Here is a 13,102-nt window from a genome sequence, read left to right on the forward strand (position 1 = left end):
TTTGCGGCGCGGTTCCTATCCAGGCAGGTCTTCGAGACCGAGCCGGTACCAGTCGTCCCGGGTCACGACGTGCAAGTCCGCGCCCCGCCCGAAAACCCGGGCATCTCGCGGTACTTCCTCCCCATCCGGCAACACGAGCCGGTACTCGCCGGTGACCCGGAACCGGTCGTCATCGAGCACTCCGGCAACCAGCCGATCCCGGTACGCCTCGTAACCGCCGTAGAAGGCCAGCCGGGAACCACGCACTGCCAACGCGGTGGCGCTGCGGATTTCGTTGCGCCACCCGGTCACGCCGCCGTCGTGGATCCGGACGACGGGCCATTCGGTGTAGAAGCACGTCCATGCGGTGTCGCCGTCGACGTTGAGGGCGTAGCAGTCCAAGATGTGGCCCCACGCCGCCCGCGCGGAATCGGGGTAGCGCCATTGCTCAGTCAACTCGGCCGAGAACCGGACCAGCCCGCTCCGGCCAACGGGAGGCGCGGCACCGTCGTCACCCCAGCCGTGCGAACCGAGGACGCCTTCGTCGAAGTAGCCGACCCAGATCTCGCCGTTTCGGGTGGCCTGCACGTGATCGATGCCGTCGCCGAAGGTCTGCTCGGCCACCGCTTCACCGTCAGAGTCGTAGACGATCGCGTTGCGGTCCGGCCCTTCAGACCGCCAGGTGCACCGCGCGTCGACCGTGAGCACGCGACCGTCCGGCAGTGGCTGCACCGTCGGATGCGCCAGCCGAAAATCCGGAATCCGCGCGGCGACCGCCATTTCCGGCACATGCACGGTCACCCGCACCGGACGCGAGGCGCGTACTTCCGGAAGCTTCACCGCTCGGTCCTCAGGGGCCGTCCAGACCGCCAGCAGTTCACCTAGCGGCCCGATGGACTCCGAGATCCGCACGTCTCCCGGCTGTGGCGGCACGATTCGCGCATGATGCCAGGCGTGGACGGTCGGCAGGGCCAAGACGGTCGCCCGGCGCGCGGCGTTCTTCCGCTCCCACTCCCCCATCCGCGTATCCGACCACGCCGAGGGCTGCGAGCTCCACCGGTTTTCCCCACCATCCCCCGGCGACCCGCGATCCGCATATCGTCCGTGTATCGGAAACCGCATACGTGCTGGCAACATCCTCCTGCCTTGACTGGCACCCATGACCTACCGCGAACCGGCACGTGCTGCGGGGCTTCGGGTTCGGTCGCTGGTTCCGGCGGCCGGGATCACGATCTACGGCTGCGGGCCCGACGAAGCCGCTCTGGTCGAGGAGGCGGTGTCTCGTTTGGGGGTGACACCGACTGTCACCGCGGCGGCGTTGTCCGAAGCCACCGTCGAACTCGCCGCCGGGAACCGGTGTGTCAGCGTCAGTCACAAAACCCGCATCACCAATGGCACCTTGCGCGCGCTCAGCGAGGTCGGCGTCAAGTATCTCTCGACGCGGAGTATCGGCTGCAATCATCTCGACGTCGGATACGCCGAGAAAATGCGCATAACGGTGGAAAACGTGGCGTACTCGCCCGACAGTGTCGCTGATTACACGCTCATGTTTATGCTGATGGCGATCCGAAACGCGAAGTCCCTCATCCGCCGGACCGACGCGCACGATTACCGATTGAGCCATACCCCTGGAAAAGAACTGCGCGACCTCACCGTAGGCGTCATCGGAACCGGACGGATCGGCGCGGCGGTCATCGACCGACTGTGGGGTTTCGGCGGGCAGAAGCTGGCCTACGACCTGTACCCCCGGACGTCAGCCGATTACGTTCCCCTCGACGATTTGCTGCGGCAGAGCGACATCGTCACCCTGCACACCCCGCTCACTCCGGAAACCCACCATCTCCTTGACCGACAAAGGATCGAGCAGATGAAACCCGGCGCGATCGTCGTCAACACCGGCCGCGGCGGGCTGATCGACACCGACGCTCTCCTGTCCGCACTGGAAAACGGCAGGCTCGGCGGCGCGGCATTGGACGTCCTCGAAGGGGAGGAAGGGATGTTCTACGCCGACTGCCGCCGCAAACCCCTCGAGAACACGAATCTGGCGCGGTTGCAAAACCTCCCGAACGTCCTGATCAGCCCGCACACCGCGTACCACACCGACCATGCCTTGCGCGACGCGGTGGAAAACAGCCTCCTCAATTGCCTGAATTTCGAAAGCTGGACAAACCATGCCTAAGCTCAAGGTCGGCGTCATCTTCGGCGGAATCTCCGAGGAACACCCCGTCTCGATCAAATCCGCGCGAGAGGTCGCGAAGAACCTCGACCCGGAAAAATACGAACCGTACTGGGTCGGGATCACCAAGGACGGCTCGTGGCAGCTCTGCGACGGACCCGGCGAGGCGTGGGAAGACAGCGGTCGCCCGGCGATGTTGTCGCCGGATCGAAGCGTCCACGGGCTGCTCGTCGAGGAGCAGGGCAAGTACGAACCGGTCCGGCTGGACGTGGTGCTGCCGGTGCTGCACGGCAAACTCGGCGAGGACGGCGCGATGCAGGGCCTCCTCGAACTGTCCGGAATCCCCTACGCGGGCTGTGACGTGCAGAGTTCCGCGCTGTGCATGGACAAATCCCTCGCGTACCTGGTCGTCGACAGCGCGAGCATCGCGACACCGAATTTCTGGGCTGGCACCGCGGACGAGGATGTCGACGCCAGCAAGTTCTCCTACCCCGTCTTCGTGAAACCGGCCCGGTCCGGTTCGTCGTTTGGCGTCACCAAGGTCTCGCGCGAGGAAGACCTGCCGGGTGCGATCGCGGAGGCGGCGCGGTTCGATTCCAAGCTGCTGATCGAGGAAGCGGTCGAGGGCAGCGAGGTCGGGTGCGCGGTCCTGGGCAACGGCGCGGACCTGATCGTCGGCGAACCGGACCAGATCCGGCTGTCGCACGGGTTCTTCAAGATCCACCAGGAGGACAACCCGGAAAGCGGCTCGGAAAACTCGACCATCCTCGTCCCAGCGGACATTCCGGCGGAGTCGCGCGCCCGCGTCCAGGCGACCGCGCAGACCATCTACCGCGCCCTGGGCTGCAAGGGACTCGCGCGCGTCGACCTGTTCCTGCTCGAAGACGGCACCGCCATGCTCAACGAGGTCAACACCTTCCCGGGCTTGACCTCTTACAGCCGATACCCGCGAATGATGGCGGCGGCCGGACTTTCGTTCGCCGAAATGCTCGACCGGATGGTGTCGCTCGCGCTGGCCGGGACGCCCCGATGAAGCCCGGTTTCGCCTTCCTCGACGAAGCTGTGCCCGGGATCCGCTGGGACGCCAAGTACGCCACCTGGGACAACTTCACCGGCAAACCGGTCGACGGCTACCTGGCGAACCGGATCGTCGGCACCCACGCCTTGTGCAGCGCACTGCAAAGCGCGCAGGACAAAGCCGCGACGCTGGGCTTCGGCCTGCTGATCTGGGACGGCTACCGGCCGCAGCGCGCCGTGGACTGTTTCCTGCGCTGGGCGAAACAGCCGGAGGACGGCCGGAAAAAGCGTCAGCACTACCCGAACCTCAACCGTGCGGAGATGTTCGAAAACGGTTACGTGGCAACCAAATCCGGACACACCCGAGGCAGCACAGCGGATTTGACGCTGTATCACCTGGACACCGGCGAACTCGTCGCGATGGGCGGCGGCTTCGACCTGATGGACGCGGTCTCGCACCACGGCGCACCCGGCCTCACCGCGACCGAGGCGGCGAACCGGCAGCACCTCCGTTCCCTCATGGAGGACTGCGGTTTCGGCGCCTACGAATCCGAGTGGTGGCACTACACGCTAAAGGACGAACCCTATCCGGACACGTACTTCGATTTTCTCGTTGCCTAGATGGACATCAAAGCACCACGCGTGGTCGTCGCCGGAGGCCATTCGGCCGGGCACATCGAACCCGCGATGAACTTCGCCGACGCACTGCGGAGATTGGCCCCCGCCGCGGAGATCACCGCGCTCGGCACCGTCCGCGGTCTGGACACGACGCTGATCCCGGCGCGCGGGTACCCGCTGGAACTCATCCCGCCGGTCCCGCTGCCGCGCAAGGCAACCCGGGCGCTGCTGCACATTCCGTCCCGGCTGCGCGCTTCGATCCGGGCCGCCAGCGCAGTCCTCGACCAGGTTCAAGCCGACGTCGTGGTGGGCTTCGGCGGCTACGTCGCCGCACCGGCCTACCTCGCCGCCCGCCGGCGCCGGCTGCCGATCGTCATCCACGAAGCGAACATCCGCCCGGGAGCAGCCAACCGCATGGCCGCCAGGCTGACGCCCCACGTGTACACCGCTTCCCCGGACGTCCGGCTGAAAAACGGCACCGCGATCGGGATCCCGCTGCGTCCAGCGATCACCGGACTCGACCGTCCCGCGACCCGCGAAGCAGCTCGCCGCAAGTTCGGCCTCAGCACCGATGGCCCCGTCCTGCTGGTCACCGGCGGTTCGCAAGGCGCCACCACGATCAACGCCACCGCCTCCGGGGCGGCTGCCGCATTACAGAGAGCCGGGGTGCAAGTCCTGCACATCACCGGCCCGCGGCACAGCGTCGAAGCGGACGACCCGTCGTATGTCGTCCTGCCGTTTGTCGACGAAATGCAGTACGCCTACGCCGCCGCCGACTTCGCGATCTGCCGTTCCGGCGCGATGACCTGCGCCGAACTGGCCGCCGTCGGACTCCCCGCCGCGTTCGTCCCGCTGCCCGACCGCGGCGGCGAGCAACGGCTGAACGCCCGACCAGTCGTCGCGGCAGGCGGCGCACTGCTCGTCAACGACGCCAACCTGACCCCAGCGTGGATCGAATCCGCCCTCGTCCCGATCCTCACCGACCCAGCACGTCTCGCGGCGATGTCCGCCCGCGCCTCCGCGACCGGAGCACCCGACGCCGACACCGCCCTAGCGCGACACGTCCTGTCGATCGCCCAACAACATCGACCCGCCAGGTAGCCGCACCGTCACCCGAAGCCCGCCCGCAACACCCGGTGCGAGAGAAAGCGTCCCGTCATGCGCCTGCGCGATGCTCTTCACGATCGCCAGCCCCAGCCCGACCCCAGCGTGATCACGACGGATCCGCTCGGTGCCGCGCTGGAACGGCTCAGTAAACGTCCAGATCCGCTCCGGGCTGACTTCCTCCCCGGTGTTTTCCACGATGAGCGTGCTCGACGTCGCGGACGCAGTCGTGCGGAGCTGCACCGTCCCGCCTTCCGGCAGGTTGTGGACGATGGCGTTGTGCAGCAGATTCGTCGTCAGCTGCAGCAAAAGCGCCCGAGACCCGTTCACTGCAGTGACATCGCCGGAGGTCTCAATGGTCACCCCGTGTTTCTCGGCGAGCGGGAGCAACGTCTCCGCGGCTTCTTCCGCCAGAAGCGACAGGTCGACGGGCTCCCGGGTGAACGACCGCTGATCCGCGCGGCTGAGCAGCAGCAACGCTTCGGTGAGTTCGATCGCCCGCGCGTTCACGACGCGGAGACGCTCGTGCAGTTCGCCGATATCGCGCTCCGGGTCGTCGCGGGCGACTTCGAGGAGGCTCTGCGTGATCGCCAGCGGCGTGCGCAGTTCGTGGGAGGCGTTGGCGGCGAATCTCCGCTGTTCGGCGACGTGCGCGTCGAGGCGCGCGAGCATGGCGTCGAAGCTGTCGGCGAGTTCGCGGAACTCGTCATCGCGACCTTCCAGTTCGATCCGGTGCGCGAGCGACCCGGTCGAAGCCTGCCGGGTCGCGGCGGTGATCCGGTTCAGCGGGGCGAGCATGCGCCCGGCGAGAATCCAGCCGCCCAGCAGGCCGAACAGCAGCAGGAGCAGCATCACGACGGCGGCGTCGGGCGCGAAATCCTTGATCAGGTCGCGGCCCGACGGGGCCATCACCACCGGCATGACCTCCAGCGCCCGGTCCTGGTAGTCCAGCAGGAAGAAACCCACCGCGCCGAGCAGCAGCGTCCCGGCCAGCATGAGGAATCCGGCGTAGCTGAGGGTCAGTTTGAGCCGGACGCTCATCCCGGGCTCGCGGATCACGCGCGGTCCGATCCGTCGTCGATCCGGTAGCCGACCCCGGGGACGGTCGCGACCAGCCACGGTTCGCCGAGCCGTTTGCGCAGCGCCGAAACCGTGATGCGCACGGCGTTGGTGAACGGGTCCGCATTCTCGTCCCAAGCCCGTTCGAGGAGTTCTTCGGCGCTGACCACCCCGCCCTCGGCCGCGACGAGCACCTCCAGGACGGCGAACTGCTTCCGGGTCAGCGCGACGTACCGGCCGTCGCGGTAAACCTCGCGGCGGAACGGGTCCAGCTTCAGTCCCGCGATTTCCCGCACCGGCGGCCGGTTGTGCGCGCGCCTGCGATCGAGCGCGCGCAGCCGGAGCACGAGTTCCCGCATCTCGAACGGTTTGGTGAGGTAATCGTCGGCGCCGAGTTCGAAGCCGGAGACCTTGTCGTCGAGCCGGTCGGCGGCGGTGAGCATGAGGATCGGCATGCCGCTGCCGGACGCGACGACGCGCTTCGCGATCTCGTCGCCCGAAGGCCCGGGGATGTCCCGGTCGAGCACAGCCATGTCATACGCGTTGACGCTCAGCATTTCCAGCGCGGTGTCGCCGTCCCCGGCGAGGTCGGCCGCGATCGCCTCCAGGCGCAACCCGTCCCGGATGGCCTCAGCCAGGTAGGGCTCGTCCTCGACGATCAGCACACGCATGCCGTCGATGCTACGAGCAGACACGTATCGCTGGCATATCCGAAACCGCGTACGTGCTGGCAACACCGGTTCCCCTTGGCTGAATGCCATGACCCGCAGCGAATCAGCACGACGCCCGGCTCTCGCCGTTTTCCGGCGAACCGTCCGCCAGGTGCTTCGCCGTCGTGGCGCATTGAGCGAGGCCGACGGAGCCGTCCCGCCCGGCACCACGGTGTTCGCCGAGATTCCGGCCGTGGCCAATCTCGACCCGGTTTTCCTGGATGCGCTGCGTCGAGCGGCGAAGGACGCCGCGAACGACGGCGTCGAATTCCGCGTCAACAGCGGCTGGCGTTCCCCGGCGTATCAGAACCGGCTTCGGCACAAGGCGATCGCGAAGTACGGCTCAGAACAGGAAGCCGCTCGCTGGGTAGCCACCGCTGACCGGTCCGCGCACGTTTTGGGAAACGCGATCGACCTCGGTCCCGCCGAAGCGACGTCGTGGCTCTCGAAACACGGTGCCGCGTATGGACTGTGCCAGATCTACCGCAACGAACCGTGGCACTACGAACTGCGCCCCGAAGCCATCGACCGGGGTTGCCCGCCGATGTACGCGGACCCGTCGCAAGACCCGCGATTGCAGCGCTAACCCGGATCCGCCGCGAGCCGTTCCTGCAACCGCGCGTGCCGGAACTGGTAGACCTCGCCGACCTGGCGCAGCACACCGCGGCGATGCGCGTCGTCGAGGAAACCCATCAGATCCACCGGGATCCGCTTCCGCGAGGCCAGCCACAACCGGCTGAACGTGTACGCGCCCCAAGCCCGGGAGATCCACACGCTCAGCCCCACGGCCAACCCGAACATCAGCCCGGCCGCCACCGCCTGTGCCGTGCTCGACGCCCGCGAGAAGACCTGGCCGCCGATGATCACGCCAGCGAGGCCGTAGGCGAGACTTCCCGGACTCCGCACCAAAAACCGGCCCAGCAACGCCGATGCCAGTCCGCCGGCGAAGGCCAGCGCCAGGTCGTAATGGTCGTTGAAGACGCCGAGGAACCGCGTTTCCTTCGTGAAGGCGAACGCCATCCCGTAGAACAGGCCCAGCGAGACGATGAAGGACAAGGTGAACGACAACGTCGCGGCGCGGTCGTTGCGCAGGACGCTCGCCGGACTCGACACGCGGCTCGCCTCCAGGGGCGTATCCAGCCAGACGTGGACGCCGATCGCCAGCCCGAACACAATCGCGAGCAGGGCGATCACCCCGACCGACAGCGACCACGCCAACCCGAGGCACACCCCGATCAGCACCCCGACCGCGAACCGACGCAGGAACCGGCCCGCAGTACCGCGGAACCGCGCCTCCACCCGAAGCGGCCCCGGTCGGCTGCCGACTGTATGCGTTACACAACCTGCCACCGCGAACGACAGCCCGTAGATCGCCCCGATCACCGGACCCGCGGCGATCCAGCCGGTCAGCGCGAACAGCAACGCCGGCGGCAGTCCGAGGCACAGTCCCAGCACCAGCCTCGGCACCGCCCGGTCCAACTGCCACCACGCGAGATCGCGGCTTTGGTCGCGTTCCAGCTGCCGGGCGAAGAAGCTCAGCCACCGCTGCGCCTGCTCCGCCGGGTAATCGCGCGGACGGGTCGGCCGGTCGAGCCGGGCGGGCGGGGCCGGTCGCGAGGTGTAGACCACGGGCAGGTACTCGTCCAGCAGATGTCCCTCGATCGCCGCGCGGTCGGGAAAGCGCGTCGTGTCGCAGAGTTCGCCGGGATCGGTCGACGGATGCGCGTACGCCGTCCTGGCCAGATCGACCATCAGCGGCGTGCGAAGGGCCTGCGCCAGCGGGCTTTCCGGATGCTGCCGCAACTGCCGGACCACCGGGTCCCAGCGAGTTTCGCCGAAGCGCTGCCGGGCGGTGAGGAAGTCGATCGCGTCCTCGGTCTCGACCGGTTCGATCTCCACCACCGCCGCGCGCGACAGAAAGGTCCCGGACTGCTCCACCGCGGATTCGTACTCGGTGCTGCGGCAGGTCACCACGAGCGGACGACCGCCGGAAACGGCCTGGTCCAGCGCGTCGATCGCGGCGGTGTGCAGTCCGGGAGCCAGCTCGTCGAGACCGTCGAGCACCGGGATGACCCGGCCTTCGAGCACCAGCCGCAGCGCCGCGCCCTTGCCGTACGCGCCGGTATTGGCCAGGCCCGGATACTCCTCGACCAGCCGTCGGGCGAGCCAGCCGTGCAGGTGTTCCTCGCGCGGATTCCACGACGACAGCGGCAGCAGCACCGGCACCGGCTCGCCCGGCGGCGGGTCGGCCAGCAGCCCCAGCGTGAGCAGGATGGCCAGCACCGACTTCCCCGCGCCCGGCTCGCCGAGCACGACCAGCTGCCGCGCCGGGACCTGCCGGAACTTCGCGACGACGTCGGTGAGATCGCCGCTGAACGTCAGCCGCTCCGGGTCGCCGGGCCGCCCGAGCACCGCCGACGCGGCCGCGGCCACCGGACGCTCGGTGCTCGTCCAGGTCAGCGGCACCGGCTCCGGACGGTGCAGCGAGCGGATCTCGGTCTCGGCGGTCCACTGCCGGACGATCGCCGCCGCGAGTTCCTCGGCCGCCCGATCGAGCTGACTCGAGGGCTGCTCCGGCCGCACCTGCTCCACGACAACCGGCTCTTCGGTCTCCCCGCGCAGGATCTGCTCGTGCAACCGGCGCACCTCGGCACCGGGATCGACCCCGAGCTCCTCGGAGAGCTGCGTCCGCAATCGCTGGAACACCGCGAGCGCGTCCGCCTGCCGCCCGCTGCGGTCCAAGGCGAGCATCAGCTGCGCGTACGGCCGTTCCCGCAGCGGATGTTCCTCGACGATCTCCCCCAGCTCGTCCACGACCTCGCGGTGCTGGCCGAGCTTCAGCTGCCAGTCGATGCACAGCTCCACCGCGTTGAGCCGCTGCTCCTCCAGCCGCGCCGCCCGCCCGGCGAGCGCCGCGGCGTCCAGTCCGTCCAGCACCGGACCGCGCCACAGCCGCAGCGCCGACCGGATCTTCTCGACCCCGTCCGCCAGCGCTCCGCCCTCCGCCGACTGGCGGGCGGCGGCAACGGCGTCGGTGAACCGAAGCCAGTCGACTTGCAGATTGTCGACCGTGATCCGGTAGCCCGAGCCGTCGGTGACGATGAGCTTCTGCTTGGGATCGCCGAGCCGCTCGCGGAGCACGGACACACAGTTCTGGATCTGCTTCGTGGCGGTCGCGGGCGGCTCGCCGTCCCACGTCGCCTCGATCAGCTTCGGCAGCGGGACGACCGAGTTGGGCGAGAGCAGCAAACAGGCCAGCACGCGGCGATGGCGCGCGCCGGGCAACGTCAGCCGGTCGGTCCCGTCCTGGATTTCCAGCGCTCCGAGCACGCGAAAATCCATTCCGCGACTTCCCTCCTCCGCTCCGGGTTACGAGCATACCCGCGCAGGTCACCGGCACCGCGAAGATCGAAAGGACAGACCGGGGACAGCTTGGGGACGGCGCCGGGCAGGGTGGAAACCACGTCCGGCCCCCGAGGTGGGGACCTGGTCGCCTGGCCTCCGGGCCGGCGGCGGTGGGGCCGGGCGGACAGCCTCCGCGGGAGGGGCGAGTGCTGGGGGTACTCGCCGCGGCGCGCCGGAAAATGGGGCGACGCGAGTGATCGTCTTCGTGACAATCGCGGCCATGGAGGAAGTCGAAGTCATCGTCGCCCACCACGAACGCGCGACCCTGCGCGTCGGCGACGTGTTCCTGAAGGTCGACACCGATCAGGCGCGCGCCGACGCCGAGGTCGCGGCGATGGCGCTGGCCCCGGTCCCGACGCCGGAGATCCTGTGGCGGAAACCGCCCGTGCTCGCGCTCGCCGCCCTGCCCGGACGCGAACTGGGCCGCCCTGGCACACCGTCGACCGCGTCGCCCGAGGCCTGGGCCGCTGCCGGAGCCGCCGCCCGGAAACTGCACGAGGCGCCGCTGCCGCCTTCGCCCGGCTGGGACCCCGACGAACTCGCCGCGGAACTCGACCGCGAATGCGCGTGGCTGATCGCGAACGACGCCCTCCCCGCCGACCTGGTCACCCGCAACCACCAGATCGCCAAGGCGGCGCTGCGGCCGTGGACCCCGGTGTTCACCCACGGCGATCTGCAGGTCGCCCACATCTTCGTCGAGGGCGACGAGGTCACCGGCATCCTCGATTGGTCCGAAGCCGCCCAGGGCGACGCCCTCTTCGACCTCGCCGCCCTGACCCTCGCCCACCAGGAACACCTCGCCGACGTCGTCGCCGGTTACGGCACGGACATCGACCTCGACGTGCTCCGCGCGTGGTGGTCGCTGCGCAGCCTCCGGGTGGTCCATTGGCTGCTCGGGCACGGCTTCGACCCGGCACCGGAGGTCGCGGTCCTGGAGGCGCAGCTATTCTAGTACTAGAATAGCGGTCGTGCCCGCCCTCACCGACGCCGAACTGACCGTCCTCGGCCTGCTCGTCGAACAACCCCGGCACGGCTACGAACTGGAGCGGGTGATCGAGGACCGCGGCATCCGCGCCTGGACCGCGCTCGGCTTCTCCTCGATCTATTACGTCCTCGACAAGCTGGCCAAACGCGGCCTGATCGAAGCCACCGGCGGCCCGCGCTCTGGGAAATCGCGGGCGACCTTCCAAGCCACGCCGTCCGGGGTCGAACTCTGTGCGGACGCCACCCGCGAAGCGCTCACCACCCTCACGCCGGTCCACGCGCGCGTCCTCATCGCGATGGCCAACAGCCCGGGCCTGCCGGACGCGGAAGTGCGTTCCGGACTGACCACCCGGCTCGCCGCGATACGCGAACAACTCGCCGAAGTCCGAGCAACTCGCGCCCGTCAAGAACCCCTGCCCGACGCCGCGGCGGCGATCTTCGACTACAGCGAAGCGATGCTCACGGCCGACCTCACCTGGACCGAGAGCGTCCTTGCCAAGGAGACCGCGATGGAGAAGTACGACGTCAAGAAGGCCCACCGCACGCTGTATGCGCCGCCGTCGAAGGACTTCACCCTCGTCGACGTCCCCGCGCTGCAGTACCTCGCCGTCGACGGCCACGGCGACCCGAACACCGCGCCGGAGTACACGAACGCCGTCGAAGCGCTGTACGGAATCTCGTACTCGGTGAAGTTCGCCAGCAAGAAAACCCTCGGCCGGGACTTCGTCGTCGGACCGCTCGAAGGGCTGTGGCGCGCCGACGACCCCACCGTCTTCCTCACTCGGGAAAAAGCGAAGTGGGACTGGACGATGATGATCAATCAGCCGGACTGGGTCACCGAGGAGATGGTCCGGGAAGCCGCCGAAAGCGTCGCAAAGAAGAAGGACAACCCCGCGCTCGCCGGCGTTCGGCTACGCACGCTGACCGAAGGCACGAGCGTCCAGATCCTGCACCTCGGCTCGTACGACGACGAAACGCCCACGCTGCACCGGCTCCACGACGAATACCTGCCCGCGCACGAGCTGACCTTCAACGGCGACCACCACGAGGTCTACCTGAGCGACCCGCGCCGCACCGCGCCCGAGAAGCTGAAGACCGTGCTGCGACAGCCGGTCAAGCCTCTTCGAACACGATCTGCTCCGGCGGAGTCGTGAGCTTCAGCGTCTGCCGCCGGACGGAGAGGAGCGTGTGGAGTTCCGTCGCGTGCCCGTCCGGGATGGTGAAAAGCCGGTCGTTGCGGGTGTCGATGTAATCCGCGAACCCGGCGAGCGAGACGCCGCCGGTTTCGTCGAGGCTCAGGTAATCGACCAAACGGCGGAACAGTTTCGGCAAAAGCACCACGTCGTCACGCAATTGGGCGCGACTGCTCAGCCGGAACCCCTTGGTGGTGACGTCGTGCTCCCACACGCCTTTGCCCGCGCCGCGCGCCGCGACCGCCGCGTCGGACATCGCCTGCCGGAGGTCCGGGTAAAGCTTGGAGTAGAACGTCGGATACGCCAGCCCGGTTTCGAGAAGACGGAAATTCGCCGACGCCTTCAGCGCTTTCGGATCGAGGTGCACGCTCCCGCCGTCGGTGGAACGCCCCGCGCGCTGTCCGGGGAACGCGAACGCGACCGCGCGGCCGTACTTGTCGGCGAACCGGGTCAGGATGTGCCCGCTCGTCTCCCCCGGCGTACTGGTGGAAACGCGGCCGCCTTCGTCGCGCTCGATCTTCGTGAAACCGAGGTACCGCAACAGTTCCGCCCCGGCGGCGTCCGCCAGTTCCTTGGGCTGGCGCCACAACTCGGCCCCGGCAACCCTCGGGCGGTAATGCGTTTCGAGCGCGTCGATCCCGTCGAGGCGCAACTGCACCCCGCCGCGGGAATTGGTCCGCACCTTGAGGTTGGCGGCGGAAAACGCGTCGGCGCGGTCGGGATAGAACCGGACCGAATCCCCGTCCGGGGAGGCCCCGACGACCCGGAACTGACCTTTGATCAATGTCAACGGCACGAGAATGACGGTAACTGCCGGAAGGGCCGGCAGTTACCGTGTTTCCCGAGCCGTCACCGAC

At 68.4% G+C, this 13,102-nt stretch carries 12 protein-coding genes; 7 read left to right on the forward strand and 5 right to left on the reverse strand.

Annotated features, from left to right (window positions below; genetic code table 11):
* Nucleotides 1-15: 15 nt before the first annotated feature.
* Nucleotides 16-999, reverse strand: coding sequence for a hypothetical protein (locus EIZ44_RS30650; protein ID WP_134732715.1), 984 nt, complete (start codon nt 997-999; stop codon nt 16-18).
* A gap of 139 nt (nt 1,000-1,138) precedes the next feature.
* Here EIZ44_RS30650 and EIZ44_RS30655 point away from each other — a divergent pair, with 139 nt between their 5' ends.
* The 4 genes from EIZ44_RS30655 to EIZ44_RS30670 are packed head-to-tail and all read left to right on the forward strand — an operon-like array spanning nt 1,139 to nt 4,891.
* Nucleotides 1,139-2,158, forward strand: coding sequence for a D-isomer specific 2-hydroxyacid dehydrogenase family protein (locus EIZ44_RS30655; RefSeq protein WP_134732716.1), 1,020 nt, complete (start codon nt 1,139-1,141; stop codon nt 2,156-2,158).
* Nucleotides 2,151-3,188 (forward strand): D-alanine--(R)-lactate ligase, encoded by a 1,038-nt coding sequence (vanA, locus tag EIZ44_RS30660; protein ID WP_134732717.1) that lies wholly within the window; start codon nt 2,151-2,153, stop codon nt 3,186-3,188. The genes EIZ44_RS30655 and vanA overlap by 8 nt, the downstream gene beginning before the upstream one ends.
* Nucleotides 3,185-3,793 (forward strand): D-Ala-D-Ala dipeptidase VanX, encoded by a 609-nt coding sequence (gene vanX / locus EIZ44_RS30665; protein ID WP_134732718.1) that lies wholly within the window; start codon nt 3,185-3,187, stop codon nt 3,791-3,793. Before vanA ends, vanX begins: the two co-directional genes overlap by 4 nt.
* The gene (locus EIZ44_RS30670; protein ID WP_134732719.1) at nt 3,794-4,891 is read left to right on the forward strand and encodes a UDP-N-acetylglucosamine--N-acetylmuramyl-(pentapeptide) pyrophosphoryl-undecaprenol N-acetylglucosamine transferase; all 1,098 of its coding nucleotides are present in this window, start codon (nt 3,794-3,796) and stop codon (nt 4,889-4,891) included.
* Here the strand turns inward: EIZ44_RS30670 and EIZ44_RS30675 are convergent.
* Complete coding sequence (locus EIZ44_RS30675; protein WP_240016076.1) at nt 4,841-5,935, reverse strand: sensor histidine kinase; 1,095 nt, start codon at nt 5,933-5,935, stop codon at nt 4,841-4,843. The genes EIZ44_RS30670 and EIZ44_RS30675 overlap by 51 nt on opposite strands.
* Nucleotides 5,936-5,949: 14 nt before the next feature.
* Nucleotides 5,950-6,624, reverse strand: a complete 675-nt coding sequence (locus EIZ44_RS30680) for a response regulator transcription factor (RefSeq protein WP_037812063.1) — start codon at nt 6,622-6,624, stop codon at nt 5,950-5,952.
* An 88-nt stretch (nt 6,625-6,712) separates the two neighbouring features.
* Between EIZ44_RS30680 and EIZ44_RS30685 the strand changes: the two genes are divergently transcribed.
* Nucleotides 6,713-7,249: a M15 family metallopeptidase gene (locus tag EIZ44_RS30685; protein ID WP_205673364.1), complete on the forward strand. Its 537-nt coding sequence runs from the start codon at nt 6,713-6,715 to the stop codon at nt 7,247-7,249.
* Here the strand turns inward: EIZ44_RS30685 and EIZ44_RS30690 are convergent.
* Entirely contained in the window at nt 7,246-10,005 is a 2,760-nt protein-coding gene (locus EIZ44_RS30690) for a BTAD domain-containing putative transcriptional regulator (RefSeq protein WP_134732722.1), read from the reverse strand. The two genes, EIZ44_RS30685 and EIZ44_RS30690, sit on opposite strands and share 4 nt — an antisense overlap.
* 283 nt (nt 10,006-10,288) lie before the next feature.
* Between EIZ44_RS30690 and EIZ44_RS30695 the strand changes: the two genes are divergently transcribed.
* A complete protein-coding gene (locus EIZ44_RS30695; protein ID WP_134732723.1) occupies nt 10,289-11,020 on the forward strand; it encodes a phosphotransferase family protein in 732 nt (243 codons plus the stop codon).
* Between the two features lie 16 nt (nt 11,021-11,036).
* Complete coding sequence (locus EIZ44_RS30700) at nt 11,037-12,206, forward strand: GyrI-like domain-containing protein (protein WP_134732724.1); 1,170 nt, start codon at nt 11,037-11,039, stop codon at nt 12,204-12,206.
* Here EIZ44_RS30700 and EIZ44_RS30705 read toward each other — a convergent pair.
* Nucleotides 12,166-13,041 (reverse strand): nuclease, encoded by an 876-nt coding sequence (locus EIZ44_RS30705; RefSeq protein ID WP_134732725.1) that lies wholly within the window; start codon nt 13,039-13,041, stop codon nt 12,166-12,168. The two genes, EIZ44_RS30700 and EIZ44_RS30705, sit on opposite strands and share 41 nt — an antisense overlap.
* Nucleotides 13,042-13,102 lie beyond the last annotated feature (61 nt).

It is taken from the genome of Amycolatopsis nivea, assembly GCF_004522235.1.
GTDB classification, from domain to species: domain Bacteria; phylum Actinomycetota; class Actinomycetes; order Mycobacteriales; family Pseudonocardiaceae; genus Amycolatopsis; species Amycolatopsis nivea.